This window comes from Microlunatus elymi (genome assembly GCF_007362775.1).
GTDB classification, from domain to species: Bacteria; Actinomycetota; Actinomycetes; order Propionibacteriales; family Propionibacteriaceae; genus Microlunatus; species Microlunatus elymi.
The window spans coordinates 969,527-988,534 of the sequence record NZ_CP041692.1; the positions used below are offsets into that span (position 1 = coordinate 969,527).

The window sequence follows — 19,008 nt, forward strand, 5'->3', positions numbered from 1 at the left end:
GGAGTAGGGGATTCGCGCGGTTGCGTCAGACTGCGGCCGGCTGCGGGACGCGATCCCGGGTCGCGGCTTCGATCAGCCCGCGCATGTATCCGACTGCGTACAGGCGACCGAGCGTGCCGTAGCCGACGTTCGTGGTCGGCTCGCCGTACATGTTCGGAACATGATCACAGCGCATCAGCCCGTCGAAGCCGATGTCCCGGTACGCCTTGATGCAGGCGTACATGTCGGTCGGGCCGGCGTCGTGCCAGGTCTCGGTGAAGTGATCGGTGTTTCCTTCGACATCGCGGAAATGGATGAAGAAGATCTTGCCGTCGGCTCCGAGTTCGCGGATCGCAGCGGGAAGATCGTCGGTCATCAGCCGGAAGTTGCCTTGGCAGAAGGTGATGCCGTTCATCGGGCTCGGCACCGTCTGCAGGAGCCGCCGATACCCGTCGAGGCTCGACATGATGCGGCCGATTCCGCCCAGGGGCGAGACCGGCGGATCGTCGGGATGCATGGCCAGACGTACGCCGGCGTCTTCGGCAACCGGGACCACTCGACGAAGGAAGTACTCGAGGTTGTCCCAGAGTTGATCTTCCGAGATCGGATCCGCGCTCGGCGGCCCGGCCTCGAAGACATCGCGATCGAAACCGGTCACCAGCGACCCGCCGCGGGCCTGCGTGGAGGTGCTGGTGCGGACCCAGTTCCGGTCCGTCATCCACTCGTAGCACCAGACCGGAATGCCCAGACGGCCCATGCTTCTCAGCAGGGCGCACACGGCGTCGATCTCGTCGTCACGGCCGGGCAGGCCGCGTTTGGCACGGTTCAACGGCGGGCGCCACTCGATCACGCCGAGTTCGAAGCCGAACCTGTTGTACGCATCCTTCAGCCGCTGGAGCGGCAGGTAGTCCCACGGCGCATCACCCTCCCCGGTGTTGATCTTGCTGACCGGCGGAAGCGTTCCTACGGCGTCGGTGACGCCGGCTTGCAACATCAGATGCCACAGCGGGCTGCCCGGCTGATCGCCGGGCAGGATTTCTGCGATCTTCATCGATCTGATTCCTTCGTTGATCTTGAAAGTCGTCCAGCCGGCGCTTGACCGACGCGTCAGCGGATCGGGTGGTCGACCGACCATTGCTGGTAGTCGGCCTCGATGTGATCGGCCCAGGTGCCGACGTCGATCTCGGTGGTGGTGTAGACGCGTTCGGCCAGGCGCTGCTTGCCGAACGTGTCGCGATGGCTGGTCCGCCGACTCTCGTCGGCGACCTGAGCGGCCAGCTGCGGCGGGATGAAGGTGACGCCGAGTTCGGTGCCGAGCACGACGTCGCCGGGCAGCACGGTGGTGCCGCCGATCATCACCGCGCCGTTCATCGAGCTCAGCACGACCTGCCGGATGGGTGACGGATCGGTGTCGCGGAAGTAGAAGTTGGCCTCCAGTTCGCGCAGCCCGGTGAGGTCGCGGACGCCGCCGTCGATGACGGCGCCGACGCCGGTCCTGGAGGCGACCGCGGTGCCGAGATTGTCGCCGACCACGGTGCCGTTGAAGACCTTGGAGAAGATGTCGACGACCAGACAGTCGCCGCTGGACAGGGATTCGATCACCCAGGTGTTCTGGCGCTCGCCGACGGTGAAGCCGTGTTTGCGCCCGTCCTCGACGACTGCCTGGTTGTGATCTGGCCGGTACGGCACGAAGGCGCAGGTGACCGCGCGTCCGACGAAAGCCCTTCCAGGCTTGGATTGTGTCCAGCCGCCGACGTACTGCTGCGGGTAGCCGTTGCGGTCCAGGACGGACCAGGCGTGCTCGGCCGTCGCATCGGCCAGTGCGTTCAGGTGAGCGTCCGGCACCAGCGGCCGGCCGTCGGAGGATCGGTCACCTGCCCACGTCGGAGTGAGCTCGACAACCTGCTGGGGAGTAAGAAGCATCGCGCATCCTTGAGCGGGGAAAGAGTTGCGTGAAGTGCAACTGCGTTGTTCATACTGCAACTGATGGCCGCTGTCGTCAAGCATCACGACGAACTTCTGCGGTCCGAGTCAGCGGCCGAACAGGGTGTTCCGCAGCCAGTTCAACCAGCCGCGAGACGAGTGCGGCGGGCCGTCGCTCTCGTCGGCGTCGAGCGCCCAGCTCGGCGGCCGCAGCGCCGCCTCCTGTGGGTCGTAGCAGACCAGACCGTGCTGCTGGGCGAGCTCGGCCGCGTACGTGGCCACCTCGTCTGCCCGTGCCGGCCGAATGCCGAAGTAGATCCAGCCGCCGGACGCGTTGCCGATCAGTGGCCCGTCCGACCAGGGAACGTCTTCGCTTTCCTGGTCCTCGGGCCAGCGTTGCAGCAGCGCCTCGACGTAGCCGCGGATCCGCTCAGACGGCGGATCGCCGTCGTACATCCGCTCGGCCAGTTGTTCGTAGACACGAGTTGCCTCGGCGTCGGTCTCCGGCCGCCCGCCCTCCCAGATCGCCAGGTCGTAGCTCATCGCGTCAGGCCAGCGCCGCCAGTCGATTGCTTGCCTCGGCCAGCAGTTCTGGACGTTTGCAGAAGGCGAAGCGTACGTAGGTCATCGCCGGGCCGGGATCGAGGTAGAAGACCCGGCTCGGTACGGCGACCACGCCGGCCTTCTTCGGCAGGTCGCGGCAGAAGTCGACGCCGTCGGCGTAGCCGAGCTCGGCCACGTCCACGGTGAGGAAATAGCTGCCCTGGCAGCGAAACGGCGTCAATCCGGCCGCGGTCAGTCCCTCGCGAAGTTGATCACGACCGCTACGCAGCCGTTCGGTCACCTCGGCGATCCGCTCCGGCGGCAGCCGCAGCGCCTCGGCCACCGCGTACTGGAACGGGCCGCCACTGACGTAGGTGAGGAACTGCTTGGTCGTGGTCACCGCGGTGATCAACTCCGGCGTCGAACAGACCCAGCCGATCTTCCAACCGGTGACCGAGAGTGTCTTGCCTGCTGAGGAAATCTGGACCGTACGCTCCCGCATCCCGTCGAAGGTGGCGAGCGGCCGATGCACGCCTTCGAAGGCGAGATGCTCGTACACCTCGTCGGTGATCACGATCAGGTCCCGCTCGATCGCCAGCTCCGCGATCCCGGACAGCTCGGTCTCGGTGAGCACGCGGCCGGTGGGATTGTGCGGACTGTTGATCAACAAGATCCTGGTCCTGTCGGTCACCGCGGCCCGCAGCCGATCAAGATCAAGATCGAAATCCGGCCCGTCCAGCCGGACCGGTTTGAGCACGGCGTGGGCCATTGCGATGGACGCCGCGTACGAGTCGTAGGTCGGCTCGAACGCGATCACCTCGTCGCCCGGTTCGCACAACGCCAGGATGGCAGCGGTGATCGCCTCGGTGGCGCCGGCGGTCACCAGCACCTCGCGATCCGGGTCGTAGTCCAGGTCGTAGTAGGCCCGCTGATGATCTGCGATGGCCTGCCGCAAGTCCGGGACACCGCGGCCCGGCGGGTACTGGTTGTGTCCCTCCCGGATGGCCCGGACGGCGGCGTCAAGGACCTCGACCGGACCGTCGGTGTCGGGGAATCCCTGTCCCAGATTGATCGATCCGGTCTCCACCGCGAGCGCCGACATCTCGGCGAAGATGGTGGTGCCGAACGCGCGCATGCGTTCCACCAACGGATGATCGAGACTTCGGGCTGCCGGCGACTGTGCGTGCATGAGAACTGCTTACCAGATGCGACTCGACGTCCGTCGGGACGTATCAGGTCGCAGAATTCTCGAGTCAGCCCGCGGCGTTGCGCTTCCGGTTGGCCGTCGCCAAATCCGTGAGCAGGTCCTCGGTTGTCTCCCAGGAGAAACACGCATCGGTGACGCTCTGACCGTAGGTGAGCGGCCGCCGGGCGGTGACGTCGAGAGCCTGTGAGCCCTCGACCAGGAAGCTCTCCAACATCACGCCGGCGATCACCGGTGAACCGTCGGCGATCTGACCGGCCAGGTCCCGAGCGACCTCGGCCTGGCGAAGATGATCTTTGCCGGAGTTGGCGTGGCTGGCATCGACCACCAATCGAGGGGTGATGCCGGCATCGGCGGCCAGCGCCGACGCCGCAGCCACCGGGCCGGGACCGTAGTTGGGGCCCGACCGGCCGCCGCGCAGCACGACGTGGGCGTCCGGATTGCCGGTGGTGCGCACCAGCGCGGCCCGGCCCGAGCCGTCGATGCCGAGGAAGGACTGCGGTGCGGCCGCGGCCAGGCAGCCGTCGACCGCCAGTTGGACGTCTCCGTCGGTGCCGTTCTTGAAACCGACCGGCATCGACAACCCGGAGGCGAGCTGCCGGTGGATCTGGCTTTCGGTCGTACGCGCGCCGATCGCCGCCCAGCTGATCAGGTCGGCGACGTACTGCGGAGTGATCGGCTCCAGCAACTCGGTCGCGGTCGGCAGGCCGAGCTCACCGACGTCGAGCAGGAACTGTCGCGCCATCCTCAAGCCCGCGGCGATGTCGTGGCTGCCGTCCAGGTGCGGATCGTTGATCAAGCCCTTCCAGCCGACCGTCGTACGAGGTTTCTCGAAGTAGCTGCGCATCACCACGACAAGATCATCATTCAGCCGATCGGCCAACCCCCGCAGGCGATGCGCGTAGTCGAGGGCTGCCGCCGGGTCGTGTACCGAGCACGGTCCGACGATGATCAACAGCCGATGATCAACTCCGGACAGCACGTCGGCGATCTCGGCCCGGCCGCGCTCGACGACGGTCGCCGCCGCGACGGATGCCGGCAGCTCGTCCAGCAACTGCGATGGCGGTGACAGCGGTTCGAACTGGCGGACGTGTCGATCGGTTGCCGGCTCGGCGATGGTGGCCGTCATGGTGGTCCTCTCCGGCGGACCGTCTTCCGAGCCCGCCTGACATGGCAAAGGACCAGGAGAATCCTGGTCCCGTTGGCTCTGGAAGGGTGTGAGGTCGTGTGCTACCGCGACGCCGGCCCCTCCAGAGCCAACGCGAAGTAGAAATACCAACGACGAGTCACGCGCCGAAGCTTAGCCCAATCCCCGCCGCCCGCAACCGATCTACGCCGCACGTCCCATTCCCGCGCACCTACGAAACCGCTGATCCAGTTCCCGCGCACCGTCGGTGCTCGCGCGCAGGTAAGTACTTGCGCGGGAGTAACAACGGTGCGCGGGAAGGCAACGATGGGCCGGAGGGTACGCCCGGCCGTGCTGGTCGCAGGGTCAGTTTGGGCGCTCCCAGAGGCCGGTGCCACCGCGCTGCCAGGGGTGCGGCCCGGATTCGGGGCGGTAGTTGACACCGAGCAGGTCCAGCCGCTTGAGGTGTCCCTGCAGCCGGGTCGAGAAGTCGGTCCAGTCACGGTTCTCCGGCTCGGACCAGGCGGCCTCGCTGTGGGCGCAAGCCCGCGGGAAGGCCATGTACTGGACTCGGCGCATGGTCGGCATGTACTCGGTCCACAGCTGGCACTGGGTGCCCAGAACTTGATCATGGAGCTCGGCCGGGATGCCGTCGGTCGGGTCCAGGCTGTAGGCCCGCTCGGTGGTGATCAAGTTGCCGATGCTGTACGGCTCGTCCCGGCCGCTGTCGGGGTAGTAGTCGAAGTAGGTCTTGCTGACCGGCGACATCACCACCGGCAGTCCGCCCTTGGCCGCGGCAACGCCGTACTTCTCGTCCCGCCAGGCCATCGTGACCGCGCCGTCGAGGATGCCCTCGTCGTTGATCTCGTCCCAGCCGACCAGTTGCCGGCCGCGTTCGGCCAGCCAGTCCCGGAGCTGCTCGGTGAACCAGCGTTGCAGATGATCAACATCGGGCAGTCCGCGGTCGGCGGCGAGCTGCCGGGCCGCCTCACTCTGCTGCCATTCGACGCGAGGGCACTCGTCGCCGCCGACGTGGATGTACTTGCTGGGAAAGATGTCGAGCACTTCTTCCCAGATGTCGAAGGCGAACTGCAGTGCCGCATCCGACATGTTCAGCACCTCGGGGAAGACGCCCCAGGTGGTGGCCGGTTCGTAGTCGGAGTCCGGGTTGTTGCCGAACTGCGGGAACGCCGCGAGCACCGACAGTACGTGCCCGGGGAATTCGATCTCCGGCACCACGGTGATGCCGCGCTGTCCGGCGTAGCGGACCAGCGCGCGAAGTTGATCTTGAGTGTAGAAGCCGCCGTGCGGGGTGCCGTCGCCCTTCTCCCACAGGGGATTCTGGCTCTCCCTGCGCCAGCAGGAGGTCTCGGTCAGCTGCGGATACTTCTTCGACTCGAACCGCCAGCCCTGGTCCTCGGTCAGGTGCAGGTGGAACGTGTTGTACTTGTGCATCGCCAGCAGGTCGACGAAGTTGATCAAGTCCTGGTACGGGGTGAAGTGCCGGCCGGTGTCCAGCATCACGCCCCGCCAGGCGAACCGGGGTGCGTCGGTGATCTCCACCGCGCCGATGATCAACTGGGTACCGGTCGGTGCGGGTGCGTAGGCGTCGACCGGCAGCAGTTGCCGCAACGTCTGGGTGGCCCAGTTGACGCCGCGCTCGTCGGCAGCGGTGATCTGGATGCCGTCCGCGGTCACCGACAGCTTGTACGCCTCTGCGGACAGCGTCTCGTCCTTGATCAACTTCAATGCACCGTCATCGGCAACCGGCAGCTCCAGCCCCGTACCGGAGCCGATCAGCCGTCGTACGATCGGCGCCCATTCGGCCGGACCGCTGATCGCCAGGTCGTCGGTCAGGATGAAGGTCCCGTCAGCGGTGGCGACGGATGACGGTTGGGGGAGCAGGGCGAGTTGCTGTGCTTCGGACATGGGACAGACCTCTTCGACTGGGCGGTGGAGCGGGCCCAGCCTAATGGGATCGACTGGCGGTCTGTGCGCGACTCCGTCAGATTTCGAGCAAAACTGCGCAACGCCTCAGCCGAGCTACTGCGCGGCGAGCGCCTCGATCCCCACCATCATCGCCGGATCGGACAGCGCGGCGACCTCGGCCATCAGACTGGCCGGCCGACAGTCGGCGTCGGCCAGGATCTCGGTGATCACGTCGTAGTTCGCGGTCACGGCGGCGATGTCGGTGGTCACGATCCGCAGCTGCATCACGTCGCCGAGGCTGAATCCGGCCTGCGACGGCCGGTCCCTCAGAGCATCTGAATGTCGGCGCCGTGGCCTCTGGATCGTCTCCGGCGCTCGTCCCGGGTGATCAACGGGCAGCCGAGCGATTCGGCCAGCGCGACGTATGCCGCGTCGTCGGCGCTGAGATTGTGTCGGAGTGTGAAGGCGCGCAACCGGAGTCCCGAATTTGGCCGTCCAGCGTTCGATCGCCAGATCATCGAAGTCGGTCAGCGCGTCCTCGGCACGGGCTGCGCTCAGTGCGCCGCCGAGGGCCAGCCCACGAACGGCAGATACGACCTCGTAATCGATCAGCATCGGCGCGTGCAGTTCCTCCATGCTGAGCCGGCGATTGAGATCATTGCAGCGTTACTGCCGCCTCCGGGGTGAAGTTCAGGAAGGTGATCGACTCCTGTAAGTACAGCTCGATGGTGTCGTGATCATGGGCGTGGTAGCCGATCGAGGTGTCCTGGCCCAGCCGCAGCGAGAAGTCGCCGCCGCGGGTACTGAGCAGCACCGCACCGGTGATCGCCGGCGCCCAGATGATCTTGCCCTCGCTGCCCAGCACGCGTTGCACCTGATCGATGATCGGTACGCCGTGGTCGGACGATTCCGAGACCAGGGTGTAGAGGTCGGCCGAGAGCAGCAACGCCCACGGGCCGTCGACGCCGGCCAGCCGCAGCTTGCTCACCGCCCGGGCGACGGTGTCGTTGATCACCATCACGTCGTCGCTCAACTGGACCGATGCCGTGTCCGGGGTACGCAGTCCGCTGATGCCGGCCGACGCCAGTCCGTCGGTGATCAGTCGATCCTCGGCGAAGGCCAGCTTCCGGGCAGCCTCCTTGGCCGGCTCCCAGTCGGCGTCCTGCGCACCACGGGCGACGTCGTCGACCTCCTCCCGGTCGACGGTGAACGGCACCTTCAATTCGATCATCGGCACCGACAATCGGCGGGCCGCGACGACCCCGGCGGACGGTTCCGGCAACGACTCGCGACGGCCGGTGCCGATCGCCGCCAGCTCCAGGCCGTCCGGGCCGTCGACGTCCACCACCCGGCGACCGGCCAGATGCCGTGAGAGCGTACGCCGGGTCTCGGTCTCCAGGTCCTCCCAGGCAGCCGAGGAGATGGGAGCGAGTTCGCGATGCAGATTGTTCATCAGACGCCTTTCAGAGATCCGATCCGCAGTGATGTGTCGTCGTCGTCAAGTGGTGCCGGGCCGGGCTCACCGACCAAGATCTTTTCCGCAGAGTCCAGGCCCGCTTGAGCTTCCTCGCGCTCACGGGAGTTGATCACGGCCGGCGGATCGGGGAGATCATCGAGGAAGTCCCGGGACGGGACGAAGAACAGGGCGCCGGTGAACGCGGTCGAGAAATCGAGAATCCGGTCTGTGGTGCCGGGCGGATCGCCGATGAACATGTTGATCAACATCCGCTCGATCACCGCCGGCGATGCGCTGTAGCCGATGAAGTAGGTGCCGAACTCACCCTCGGCGATCGACCCGAACGGCATGTTGTCCCGGACGATGTCAAGATCATTGCCGTCCTCGTCGGTGATGGATGTCAACGCCACATGAGAAGTCGGCGGCTTGACGTCGTCGGCCATCTCGATGTCGGACAGCTTGCTGCGGCCGATCACACGTTCCTGCTCCTCGACCGAGATCGCATCCCAGGCGGCCAGATCGTGCAGATACTTCTGCACGATCACGAAGCTGCCGCCGGCGAAGTCGGAGTCCTGATCGGTGATCAAGGTCGCCGTCTCGGCGTCGGTGCCGTCCGGATTCTCTGTGCCGTCGACGAATCCGAGCAGGTCACGTTGCTCGAAGTAGCGGAAGCCGTGCACCTCGTCGGTGATCGTGATCGCCGACCCGAGCGCGCCGGTGAACTGGGCGGCGAATTCGAAACACAGATCCATGCTGGCCGCGCGGACATGCATCAGCAGGTCGCCGCCGGTGGCCGGCGCGCGATGTCGATCACCCTCGATCGCGGCGAACGGGTGCAGCTCGGCCGGTCGGGGACCGGCGAAGAGCCGGTCGTAGGCGTCCGAGCCGATCCCGATCACCGGCGCGAGACGATCGCCGGGGCGGCGGAAGCCGACGGCTCGCGTCAGCCCACTGAAGTCGGCCAGCGCGTCCCGTACGGCGTCTTCCCCGCCGGGATTGATGTCGGCGGTGAGGAAGACGGCTGCGGAGGTCAGACCGGCCAGTACCGGCTGCGGGACGGGGGCTTCGGCCACGGACACTCTCCTCACGTCGGGTTGCTGCACATCCACCGATGCTCTGGAGCCAGACATTACCGGCCGACGTGTGGCAACCCCTTGCCGCCGCGAGAGCGGGCTGACTACGGTCTTGGAACATGACTTCACCGTTGACGTCCCAGACCGTCCTTTCGGCCGAACAGCTCGCCCAGTTCGATGAACAGGGCTACGTGATCATCAAGGGGGCGTTGAGCCGAACCGAAGCGGAGGCGTACCGGCAGTCGATCTTGTCGATGATGCCCAGCAACCTCGAGCTCCCGCCGCACTGGGGATCGTACGAGGGCCGAATCAAGCCGATGGCCGGTCCGGACGACCAGACCTTCGACACCCCCGAACTGCTGCCGCTGATGACCAACGAGAAGCTCTATCGGGCTGCCGGCGAGTTGCTGCAGTCGTCGGCCCTGCGGGTGATGGACGGTTCGGTGGGCATCACCATCCGCAACGACTCCCATCGTGATCAGCCGCTGAGTCAGACCCTGCATCTGGACGCGTCGGTGCCGAGGACGGCCGACGATTTCACCTTCACGGTGCAGGAGTTGCAGGTCGGCGGCTGTTACTACCTGACCGACGTCGAGCCGAACGGCGGCGGCATCCACGTCGTGCCGGGAGGTCACAAGATCGTCGAGGAAGAGTGCCGGGCCGCCGGCAGCGGAGGGCGGCACCTGCACCAGGACTGGAAGCAGATCGAGCACCTGGAGAGCGTCGAGATCACCGGCGAGGCAGGTGACTTCGCGTTGCTGCACCACCTGATGCCGCATGGCGCTTCGCACAACCGCAACCCCACCGCTCGGGTCGCCTACTTCGTCCGCTGGGTACGGGAGGACCAGACCTGGGGCGCGGGCGCCAAGCCCGAGCCGGGCCGCTACGACGAGGCTCAACTCGCCGCGATGGGTGACCTCGGCCGCAAGCTGTTCGGCGTCGAGGACTGGTAACTCACCGACTTGTCAGCGTCAGGACGCGTCATAGCGCCTCGTGACGCTGACAGGTCAGGAGAATTGGTAGTCCACCACGACGGGTGAGTGATCGCTCATCCGGGATGCGTAGTCGGGCTCGCGGTCGGTGCCGCCGCTGACCGCGGTGCGGGCCAGTCCCGGAGTCGCCAGTTGGTAGTCGATCCGCCAGCCGGTGTCCTGGTCGAACGCCTTGCCTCGCCACGTCCACCAGGAGTACGGACCGGTCCGATCGCCGTGCAGTGAGCGAACGACGTCGATCAAGGTACGCGGTCCCAGGATCGAGCCGAACCACTCTCGTTCGTCGGGCAGGAAGCCGGAGTTCTTCTGGTTGGCGCGCCAGTTGCGCAGGTCGAGCGCGGTGTGCGCGATGTTGAAGTCGCCCATGATCACGAACTCACGGCCGGCCGCTTGCGCACGCCGACGGGCCTGCGGAAGGTAGTTGCGCAGCGAGGCCATGAAGCTCAACTTCCTGCGGTGCTTGGCCGTTGCGGCCGGACCATCGGTCGGCCGATCGCCCTTGGGCAGGTAGAGCGAGCCGACGGTCAGTCCCGGATGCCCGTCGGCCGGTTCAAGATCAACTTCCAGGTACCGGCCCTCGGTGTCGAATCGTCGGTTGCCGAAACCTTCGCGAACCGCGATCGGCGGCCGGCGGGTGAGCACGGCGACCCCGTTGCGTCCGGCCAGCGTGCCGGGGTGGTAGCTGAGGTGATAGCCGTCCAGCACGGGCAGCTGATCAACGGGGCAGCGCATCTCCTGCAGACCGACCACATCGGGCTCGCGGTCCTTCAGCCAGACGTCGAAGCCGCGCCGGACCGCGGCCCGGATCCCGTTCACGTTCATCGAGGCAACACGCAACACCCGAGCATTCTCCCGCGGAGCGCCGGAACTGTTCACCTGCGTCCCTGCCGGAACGGCTGCTCCGCGTTGTTGATCTTGTCGTCCAGTTCGAGCAGGTTCACCTCGGTGATCCTGCGTCGGCGATCGACCGGGACGCGGAACGTCCGCAGCTGGTAGGGCGTCAGTTCGCAGCTGATCGTCCGTCCGACGACAGGCAGGAGCACGTCGGCGGCGGCCCGCCGTCCGTTGGTCTCCGACAGTCGCACGATCAGGTCGCAGCGGCCGTCGTCGGTGGCGTCCTCGGCACCCTTGATCGCCGTCGCCAGCACCTGTCCGTCGTCGCCGGTGGTGATCACCTCGACGAAGGACCGGGCCGACGGCATCGTGCCGTCGTGGAACGTCTCCAGCATCGCCCGCGGCGCGGACCCGAGTTCGGCGGCTCGGCGGGTCGGCTGAGCCGACCTCCAATCACCGGCGTGCGGCACCAGCAGGCAGCGGAATTCCTGGAATCCCTGTGCCTGATAGGTGTAGATGCCGTCCTCCTCCAGCTCCTTGGGGTCATGCCAGGCAAAGACCGGACTGCGGACCGCGCTGATGCCGATGCTGGGATCGGTGCCGGACACCGGCGAGTCCGCGGGCGAGGCGTCGTAGCCGTGCTTGGCGTTGTTGATCACCGCCAGGCCGGCTCGCTGTCGCCGCCGGCCGGCGCCCGTCGTACCGGTCAGGTCCACCCACGACTGCGCCGGCTCCTCGGCGCCGTCCACCGGTCGCTCCAGAGTCGCGAACGGGATCTCGTACGTTGCCGTCGGATCCTCAACCGACACAGGGAATCTCACCTTCAACAGGTGACCCGGTTCATGCCAGTCGATGGCGTACCGCACCTCGAGGGCGTCGCTGTCCCGCCCGAGCACAAAGGTCTCGATCATGGTGGAACGACCCCAACTGCGCTCGACCCGCACCGACGCCCGTACCGGACCGCTCTCGACCACCCGGATCCGATCGACCGGCATCTCGTCGCCGGGCCACGCGTACGAGACGACCCGGTGGCCCCAGGTGTCGGTCGGATCGCTGCACAGCTGGAGGTGTGGGCCCGTTCCTGCCAGCTCGGCACCGGTCCGCCGGTCCAGCAGCGACGTCAACCAGCCTGTCCGCGGATCGATCCGGACCTGCAGCAGCGGATTGCTCATGATCACCTGGCCGTCGTCGGTGACCTGGACGTCCAGCTCGGTCGCCGGAGCGTACGCGCCGGGATGGATCCGATAGAGCCGATATCCCAGCGGTGGCAGGTCTGCCTGGAACACCAGTGCACCGCGGGCGCGATGGTCGGTGGTCGACACCTGTTGCACCGGCTGCGAGTTGATCATGGTGTCGTCGGCGGTTCGGACGTGCGCGCCGTTCGGCTGGCCGCCGTAGTTGATCTCGATCGGCGCGGTCACCGGCCACGGGTGCGGGTTGAACACCACCACCGGTTGGGTGTTCTCGACCATCGGGATGTCGATCTGCCGGGCGATGATGTTGTGGGCTCGGACGATGATCCGCTTGCTGATCGACACCGCCTCGCCGAGTTGATCACGGGCGTCGTCGTACGCCGATTCGATCGCGGATCCGGGCAGGACGTCGTGGAACTGGTTGAACAGCACCTGTTTCCAGGCTCGACCAAGATCATCCGTCGGGTAGCGCAGGGCCGGGTTCGCGCCGGCTCCGAGGACGTCGGCGATCGCCGCCCACCGCTCGGCGGCCAGCACGGCGTGCTGGGCACGCCGCTGCCAGGCCTTGATTGCTGAGTGCGCCGAGTAGCATCCGGCGGCGTGGTGCTGCAGATCGTTCGACCAGGTCGGTAGCGCATCGGTGCCGGCTGCAGTCACCTCGTCGAAGAAGTCCCGTGGCGAGCTCATGATCAACTCTCCGAAGCTGCCGAGCCGTTGGTAGCGATGGATCGAATCGATGTTGGCCCTGGTCGGTCCGCCGCCGTGGTTGCCGACGCCGTAGAACACCATCATCGGGCTGAATCCACGGTCCAGTTGGCCCAGTGCCTTCTCGGTCTGGAAACTGATGTCTCCCGGCGGGGAGCAGTATTCGAAGGGGATGCGCGATGCCAACACCTGCGAGCCGTCGGGAGCCCGCCACCAGAACGGGGTGTCGAAGAGATCTGCCTCATGGGGCCCGGGGCGCAGGAAGGTGTAGCTGTCCATGCCCTGCCCACGCAGGATCGCCGGGATCATCGCGTTGTGACCGAACGGGTCGACGTTCATCCCGACCGTGGCGGCGACGCCGAACTCGGCGAGCAGGAAGCGTTGACCGTAGAGTCCTTGCCGGACAAAGGATTCGCCCATCGGTGCGTTGCAGTCCGGCTCCACCCACCAGCCGCCGACGTTCACCCACCGCCCTTCGGCAACCCGAGCCCGGATCCGTTCGAACAGCACCGGATCGGACTCCTTGACCCAGTCCAGCAGCACCATCTGGTCGCAGCTGAAGATGAAGTCGTCGTACTCGTCCATCCGTTCGATCGCCGACGCGAAGGTCGCCCGCGCTTCGGCGTACCCCTCCTGCCAGGGCCACAACCAGACCGGATCGAGGTGAGCGTTGCCGACCAGATGAATCCGGTACGGGGCCGCAGCGCGCGGCGGTTCGACCGGCAGGCCGGGTGCCGGGCGACGGGCTGCTGAGTCCACCTTCGGACCTCCTTCGTCGCAACCAGCCGACGTTCGGATCGGCAGCCGGCCGTGGCCGCCACACTATCGGCCCGGCCCTGACCCAGGCCCGGCCCGGCCGGGGATCGTTCCCGGCTCAGTCGGCGCGTACTGCCGGCTCGGCCAGCGTCACTCGTCCGACCAGGGGCTGGCTCAGCCGGACTGCTCCCATCACCATCGCCAGCGACACGCCGATCCCGCCGAGGAACATGATCGGGCCGAGCTTCGACAGCCCGATCAACGCGAGCCCGAACGGCGCGACCATGATCAACGACACCACCGCCGCGATCAGCACCGAGGAGATCAACGGCAGCCAGGTCTCTCGCAGGCGGGCCTGCTCCAGCACGGAGATGTCGGTGCCGGCCAGGTGCAGCATCCGGTATTGATCTCGCTGGTCGTAGACCCGTGCCGCCTGGTTGACGCCGCTGGAGACCGCGGCCAGCAACGCCGCGATCACCAGCGTCACGGTGGCTCCGGTCATCAGGTCCACCGGCAGGTATTGCAACGGGCCCCGGTCGGCCTCCGGCTGCGAACCGGCGATCGCCGGCGCGATGCTCAGCACGCCGGCCACGAAGGTCGCCAACGTGACGCCGGCGACCGTACGCCAGGCGCTCTTCGGATCGTCGATCAACCGGCGAGCCGCCAGCAGCTTGGGCACCGAGCCGGCCCGACGCGCGCTGAGCTTGCCGATCAGGGCCAGCACGAACGGGCCGATCAGATTCAGCACCGCGAAGCAGGCCGCGAAGACGACCATGATCACCGTGATCTGGGCGGCGAAGTTCACGCTCTGCATCAACGGGATCCAGATCGCCAGCACCGCGGCGCCGACCGCGACCCGGACCCAGGTGACGCGGCCCGGCGAGGTGCGCCGGGCAACTCCGAGCGGGCTGACCACGAGCCGGGCGAGACTGATCGTTGCCGAGATCGCGGCCAGCAGCACCACCGCCCCGACCGCGCCGATCAAGATCATCGGGCCGACCCACAACTCGGACCAGGCGAACGGACGGCCCTGGAAGTTGATCATGGCGATGCCGGGCAGCGCGATCAGATACAGGGCCACTCCGAGCACCGCCCCGGCCAACGCCTGCGCAGCCGCATCGATGATCGCGATCAAACCGACCTGGCCGCTGGTCGCGCCGGCCAGCCGCAGTGCGGCCAGCCGTTCGTCCCGCCGCGAGATCGACAGCCGGGCCGCCGCGCCGCCGAGGGTGAAGACCGGGATGACCAGGATCACCGTCGCCACCTGGGCCAGCATCACGTAGGTGTGATCACCGCCGCGTTCGGTGAACGCATGCAGACCGCCCAGCACCGTCAACAGCGCACCGGTCGCCGTACCGAAGGCGATCAGCGCCAGCGTGATCGTCAACCGCTGCGCATCCTGCCGCCGCAGCAGCCGCCACCACAACCGGAGCGCGATCATCGGGCGGCCTGCAGTTGCTGCGGGGCCCGGCCGGGCGCGTGATGTTCGGCGACGATCCGGCCGTCGCGCATGACGATCGTGCGGTCGCAATGCCGGGCGACGCCGGGATCGTGGGTGACCACCACCAGGGCTGCGCCGACCCGCGCGGTGGAGCCGACCAGCACGTCCATCACCTCCTGACCGGTCTGTTGATCAAGGGCGCCGGTCGGCTCGTCGGCGAACACCACCGCCGGTTCGGCCACCAGCGCCCGCGCGATCGCGACCCGCTGAGCCTGACCGCCGGAGAGTTCGCCGGGGCGGCGATTCTCCATTCCGGCCAGCCCGATCATCCGCAGGTACGTGTCGGCCCTGCCGATCGCGAGCTGGTGTTTCATCCCGTCCAACATCAACGGCAGTGCGACGTTCTCGTTCGCCGGGAGCTCGGCCAGCAGCTGGCCGGACTGGAAGACGAAGCCGAAATCCCTGCGTCGCAGCGCAGTACGTTGCCGGTCCGACATCGCCGACAAATCCTGCCCACGCAAACAAACGGCACCGCCGGTCGGCCGGACGATGCCGGCCAGACAGTGCAACAGGGTGGTCTTGCCGGATCCCGACGGTCCCATGATCGCCAGCGAACCCGGCCCGATGTCGAGGTCAACCCCGGCCAGGGCGTGGGCGGCAATTCCTCCGGTGCCGTAGGTCATGCTGAGCTGGCGAGCGGAAATGATCATGACGACGAGTCTCTCGATCGGGCCCGGGTGGGACATCTGGCCGCGGTGATCATTCGTCGACCCGGCGGTCCGACCGTGGGCAGAGGGCAACGGCCTTCGGTCGTACTGCGAGCAAGTCCGCTGCAGCCGGCCGTTGCCAAACTCAACGCCTTACCGTACGGTAATGAATTACCAATCAGTAATGCATTAGGAGTTGATCATGCCGCAGGTGACCAGCACGCTCGACATCGCTGCCCCGCCGAGCAAGGTCTGGCGGTGGTTCACCAGCCAGGAAAAACTGCGCCAGTGGATCGCGCCGACCATCGAGATCGACCTCCGGGTCGGGGGCGACTACCGGATGGTCGGGCCGGACGGCACCAAGATCAGCGGCGTCGTGCTCGAGTACGTACCGGAGGGGCAGTTGGTGCTGTCCTGGATCGAGGAGGATGCCGGCTGGGCCCATCCCGGTCGGTTGGTGATCACGCTCACGCCGATCTCGTCCGGGACTCGGATGACGCTGATGCACGACGGATTTGCCGGGATCGGCAAGCAGGGTTGGCAGTCCACCATGGCCGCGTACGAGCGGGGGATCGATCGGCATCAGGTCCTGCAACATCTGGCGGCAGCCGTGACCGGTCGTGAATGACGCCGCCGGATCGGAGAACAGGCAGGACCCCTTCCGGGTCCTCGCCGATCCGACCCGGCGTCGGATGCTCGACCTGCTCGCCGAACGCGGCAGCCTGGCCGTCGGCGAACTGGCCGCGGAGTTTCCTGATCTTGTGACGTCGGGGATCTCCAAGCATCTGATGGCGCTGCGGGCCGCCGGGTTGGTGATTGCCGAGAAGCACGGCCGGCACCAGCTCTACCGGATCGACGGCGACGGATTCCGGCGCGCATTCGGCTCCTGGGTGGCGCGCTACCAGACCTACTGGACTGCCTCTCTGGGCAGGCTGCAGGCGCTGGCCGAGGACGACGACAAGGGCGCCGACTGACGCGCCCCGGACACGAAGGCGGCGCGCCGACGCGCGTTCCCTAGACTCGCCGTCGTGGACTTCTACAGCTCCTACGCCCACGGCTACGCCCGCGTCGCCGCCTGCACGGTGCCGATCGCGATCGCCGATCCGCGCAGCAACGCCCGAGCCGTGCTGGAACAGGCACGTGCCTGTCATGACGAGGCGGTCGCGGTCGCGGTCTTCAGCGAGATGGTGCTGACCGGCTACGCCATCGATGATCTTTTCCTGCAGGACACGCTGTTGGAGAGTGTGCAAGCCGCGATCGGTGATGTGGTCGAGGCATCCGCCGAGCTGTTGCCGGTGCTGGTCGTCGGTGCCCCGCTGGTCTACGGCAACGGGGTGATCAACGCGGCCGTCATCATCCACCGCGGCCGGATCCTCGGGGTCGCACCGAAGTCCTATCTGCCCACCTATCGGGAGTTCTACGACGGTCGCTGGTTCGCTGCAGGGGTTGAGATTCGCGGCACCATGCGGTTGGCGGGCCACGAGGTGCCGGTGGGTCCTGATCTGCTGTTCGCCGCGACCGACGTACGGGGTCTGGTGCTGCACGTCGAGGTCTGCGAGGACCTGTGGATCCCGGTGCCGCCGAGCTCGGAGGCGGCGCTGGTCGGGGCGACGGTGCTGGCCAACATCTCGGGCAGTCCGATCACCGTCGGCCGGGCCGAGGATCGGCGTCTGTTGGTACGGGCATCGTCGGCGCGTGGCCTTGCCTCGTACGTGTTTGCGGCGGCCGGGCAGGGTGAGTCCAGCACGGATCTGTCCTGGGACGGTCAGACGATGATCTACGAATGCGGGGAGTTGCTGGCCGAGTCCGAGCGGTTCCCCGACGGGGCGCGCCGGTCGGTCGCCGATGTTGATCTTGATCGGATTCGGATGGACCGGATCCGGATGGGCACCTTCGACGACAACGCCCGCAGCATCGCCCGGCGGATGGGCGGACCTCGATTCCGGACCGTCGAATTCACGCTCCAGCCGCCGTCCGGAGACGTCGGTCTACGGCGGGAGATCGCGCGTTTCCCCTTTGTGCCCAACGATTCGCAGCGGCTCGCGCTGGACTGCTACGAGGCGTACAACATCCAGGTGTCGGCACTGGAACAGCGGTTGCGGGCGATCGGCCGCGGGCGAGCTCACGGGCCCAAGATCATCATCGGCGTCTCCGGCGGCCTGGACTCCACCCACGCGCTGATCGTGGCCGCCAACGCGATGGATCGGCTGGGCCGGCCGCGCAGCGATGTGCTCGCCTTCACCATGCCGGGCTTCGCCACCAGCGAGGACACCAAGTCCAACGCGATCGCGCTGATGGATGCGTTGGGCACGACCTACGAGACCCTGGACATCCGTCCGGCTGCCGAGCAGATGTTGCGTGATCTTGGTCATCCGTTCGCCGACGGCAAGCCCGTCTACGACGTCACCTTCGAGAATGTCCAAGCCGGCCTGCGATACGACTACCTCTTCCGGTTGGCCAACCAGCGTGGTGGCATCGTGCTCGGCACCGGCGACCTGTCGGAGTTGGCGCTGGGTTGGTGCACCTACGGCGTCGGCGATCAGATGTCGCACTACGCGATCAACACCGGCGTACCGAAGACGCTGATCCAGCACCTGATCCGCTGGGTGATCAGCACCGAGGCGTTCGATGCCGAGACCGACCGGGTGTTGCAAACGATCTTGGAGCAGGAGATCAGCCCGGAGTTGGTGCCGGCCGCGGAGGGGGAGAAGCCGCAGAGCACGGAGGCCGCGATCGGCCCGTACGCGCTGCAGGACTTCACCCTCTTCCACGTGCTGCGCTACGGCTTCGTGCCGAGCAAGATCGCCTTCCTGGCTTGGCATGCCTGGCATGACCCGGATGCGGGCGGCTGGCCGCCGGAATTCCCCGACAAGAACAAGATCAACTACGACCTGCCGGAGATCCGGCACTGGCTGGAGGTCTTCATCCGCCGCTTCTTCGCCAGCCAGTTCAAGCGGTCGGCGATCCCGAACGGCCCCAAGGTCAGCTTCGGCGGCACCCTGTCGCCGCGTGGCGATTGGCGAATGCCGTCGGACGCGGATCCGGCCGCCTGGTTGGCCGAGCTGGAGAACGTACCGAAGACCTGAGTTCGGTCGACTGGACGATCACCGTGCCCGTCGGTGGCGCATGCGCATTCGTTGAGCTTCG

General features: G+C 67.0%; 17 protein-coding genes. 4 read left to right on the top strand and 13 right to left on the bottom strand.

Translation table 11 applies throughout. The features are described 5' to 3' along the window. Positions 1 to 25: 25 nt before the first annotated feature. From FOE78_RS04260 to FOE78_RS04300, 9 genes are all read right to left on the bottom strand, one after another. Positions 26 to 1,030 (bottom strand): mannonate dehydratase, encoded by a 1,005-nt coding sequence (locus tag FOE78_RS04260; protein ID WP_143985210.1) that lies wholly within the window; start codon positions 1,028 to 1,030, stop codon positions 26 to 28. Positions 1,031 to 1,086: 56 nt separating this feature from the next. Next, entirely contained in the window at positions 1,087 to 1,902 is an 816-nt protein-coding gene (locus tag FOE78_RS04265; protein ID WP_143985211.1) for an RraA family protein, read from the bottom strand. 108 nt (positions 1,903 to 2,010) lie between these two features. Continuing rightward, positions 2,011 to 2,445 carry a hypothetical protein gene (locus tag FOE78_RS04270; RefSeq protein WP_210414797.1) on the bottom strand — a complete coding sequence of 145 codons (435 nt, stop codon included), beginning with the start codon at positions 2,443 to 2,445 and terminating at the stop codon, positions 2,011 to 2,013. A 4-nt stretch (positions 2,446 to 2,449) separates the two neighbouring features. Then, positions 2,450 to 3,634: a pyridoxal phosphate-dependent aminotransferase gene (locus tag FOE78_RS04275; protein ID WP_143985212.1), complete on the bottom strand. Its 1,185-nt coding sequence runs from the start codon at positions 3,632 to 3,634 to the stop codon at positions 2,450 to 2,452. A 64-nt stretch (positions 3,635 to 3,698) separates the two neighbouring features. Continuing rightward, complete coding sequence (locus FOE78_RS04280) at positions 3,699 to 4,778, bottom strand: 3-deoxy-7-phosphoheptulonate synthase (RefSeq protein ID WP_143985213.1); 1,080 nt, start codon at positions 4,776 to 4,778, stop codon at positions 3,699 to 3,701. Positions 4,779 to 5,141: 363 nt separating this feature from the next. Further along, entirely contained in the window at positions 5,142 to 6,704 is a 1,563-nt protein-coding gene (locus FOE78_RS04285) for a beta-N-acetylhexosaminidase (protein WP_143985214.1), read from the bottom strand. Positions 6,705 to 6,818: 114 nt separating this feature from the next. Then, positions 6,819 to 7,340 (bottom strand): Rid family hydrolase, encoded by a 522-nt coding sequence (locus tag FOE78_RS24890; RefSeq protein WP_210414798.1) that lies wholly within the window; start codon positions 7,338 to 7,340, stop codon positions 6,819 to 6,821. 19 nt (positions 7,341 to 7,359) lie between these two features. Further along, on the bottom strand, positions 7,360 to 8,157 hold the full coding sequence (locus FOE78_RS04295; RefSeq protein WP_143985215.1) for a family 1 encapsulin nanocompartment shell protein: 798 nt from the start codon (positions 8,155 to 8,157) through the stop codon (positions 7,360 to 7,362). Then, complete coding sequence (locus FOE78_RS04300) at positions 8,157 to 9,233, bottom strand: Dyp-type peroxidase (RefSeq protein ID WP_228266043.1); 1,077 nt, start codon at positions 9,231 to 9,233, stop codon at positions 8,157 to 8,159. The genes FOE78_RS04295 and FOE78_RS04300 overlap by 1 nt, the downstream gene beginning before the upstream one ends. Before the next feature lie 119 nt (positions 9,234 to 9,352). Between FOE78_RS04300 and FOE78_RS04305 the strand changes: the two genes are divergently transcribed. Next, entirely contained in the window at positions 9,353 to 10,186 is an 834-nt protein-coding gene (locus tag FOE78_RS04305) for a phytanoyl-CoA dioxygenase family protein (protein WP_143985217.1), read from the top strand. 54 nt (positions 10,187 to 10,240) lie between these two features. Here the strand turns inward: FOE78_RS04305 and FOE78_RS04310 are convergent, their stop codons facing one another. The 4 genes from FOE78_RS04310 to FOE78_RS04325 form a co-directional block, all read right to left on the bottom strand. Continuing rightward, on the bottom strand, positions 10,241 to 11,062 hold the full coding sequence (locus tag FOE78_RS04310; RefSeq protein WP_143988532.1) for an exodeoxyribonuclease III: 822 nt from the start codon (positions 11,060 to 11,062) through the stop codon (positions 10,241 to 10,243). 35 nt (positions 11,063 to 11,097) lie between these two features. Further along, positions 11,098 to 13,716, bottom strand: coding sequence for an alpha-mannosidase (locus FOE78_RS04315; RefSeq protein ID WP_210414799.1), 2,619 nt, complete (start codon positions 13,714 to 13,716; stop codon positions 11,098 to 11,100). 115 nt (positions 13,717 to 13,831) lie between these two features. Continuing rightward, a complete protein-coding gene (locus FOE78_RS04320) occupies positions 13,832 to 15,154 on the bottom strand; it encodes an ABC transporter permease family protein (RefSeq protein WP_143985219.1) in 1,323 nt (440 codons plus the stop codon). Continuing rightward, complete coding sequence (locus FOE78_RS04325) at positions 15,151 to 15,864, bottom strand: ABC transporter ATP-binding protein (RefSeq protein ID WP_210414800.1); 714 nt, start codon at positions 15,862 to 15,864, stop codon at positions 15,151 to 15,153. Before FOE78_RS04325 ends, FOE78_RS04320 begins: the two co-directional genes overlap by 4 nt. A 199-nt stretch (positions 15,865 to 16,063) precedes the next feature. On the opposite strand from FOE78_RS04325, the gene FOE78_RS04330 reads away from it, so the two are divergent. The 3 genes from FOE78_RS04330 to FOE78_RS04340 are packed head-to-tail and all read left to right on the top strand — an operon-like array spanning position 16,064 to position 18,947. Further along, positions 16,064 to 16,489 (top strand): SRPBCC family protein, encoded by a 426-nt coding sequence (locus FOE78_RS04330; RefSeq protein ID WP_143985221.1) that lies wholly within the window; start codon positions 16,064 to 16,066, stop codon positions 16,487 to 16,489. Next, entirely contained in the window at positions 16,482 to 16,835 is a 354-nt protein-coding gene (locus FOE78_RS04335) for an ArsR/SmtB family transcription factor (RefSeq protein WP_143985222.1), read from the top strand. The genes FOE78_RS04330 and FOE78_RS04335 overlap by 8 nt, the downstream gene beginning before the upstream one ends. Before the next feature lie 54 nt (positions 16,836 to 16,889). Then, positions 16,890 to 18,947, top strand: a complete 2,058-nt coding sequence (locus FOE78_RS04340; protein WP_143985223.1) for an NAD(+) synthase — start codon at positions 16,890 to 16,892, stop codon at positions 18,945 to 18,947. The last annotated feature ends 61 nt before the right edge of the window (positions 18,948 to 19,008 follow it).

Bases quoted from the DNA above. Each gene is read 5' to 3' on its own strand.
- FOE78_RS04260 (WP_143985210.1), bottom strand. From the start codon at position 1,030: ATGAAGATCGCAGAAATCCTGCCCGGCGATCAGCCGGGCAGCCCGCTG.
- FOE78_RS04265 (WP_143985211.1), bottom strand. From the start codon at position 1,902: ATGCTTCTTACTCCCCAGCAGGTTGTCGAGCTCACTCCGACGTGGGCA.
- FOE78_RS04270 (WP_210414797.1), bottom strand. From the start codon at position 2,445: ATGAGCTACGACCTGGCGATCTGGGAGGGCGGGCGGCCGGAGACCGAC.
- FOE78_RS04275 (WP_143985212.1), bottom strand. From the start codon at position 3,634: ATGCACGCACAGTCGCCGGCAGCCCGAAGTCTCGATCATCCGTTGGTG.
- FOE78_RS04280 (WP_143985213.1), bottom strand. From the start codon at position 4,778: ATGACGGCCACCATCGCCGAGCCGGCAACCGATCGACACGTCCGCCAG.
- FOE78_RS04285 (WP_143985214.1), bottom strand. From the start codon at position 6,704: ATGTCCGAAGCACAGCAACTCGCCCTGCTCCCCCAACCGTCATCCGTC.
- FOE78_RS24890 (WP_210414798.1), bottom strand. From the start codon at position 7,340: ATGGAGGAACTGCACGCGCCGATGCTGATCGATTACGAGGTCGTATCT.
- FOE78_RS04295 (WP_143985215.1), bottom strand. From the start codon at position 8,157: ATGAACAATCTGCATCGCGAACTCGCTCCCATCTCCTCGGCTGCCTGG.
- FOE78_RS04305 (WP_143985217.1), top strand. From the start codon at position 9,353: ATGACTTCACCGTTGACGTCCCAGACCGTCCTTTCGGCCGAACAGCTC.
- FOE78_RS04320 (WP_143985219.1), bottom strand. From the start codon at position 15,154: ATGATCGCGCTCCGGTTGTGGTGGCGGCTGCTGCGGCGGCAGGATGCG.
- FOE78_RS04325 (WP_210414800.1), bottom strand. From the start codon at position 15,864: ATGATCATTTCCGCTCGCCAGCTCAGCATGACCTACGGCACCGGAGGA.
- FOE78_RS04330 (WP_143985221.1), top strand. From the start codon at position 16,064: ATGCCGCAGGTGACCAGCACGCTCGACATCGCTGCCCCGCCGAGCAAG.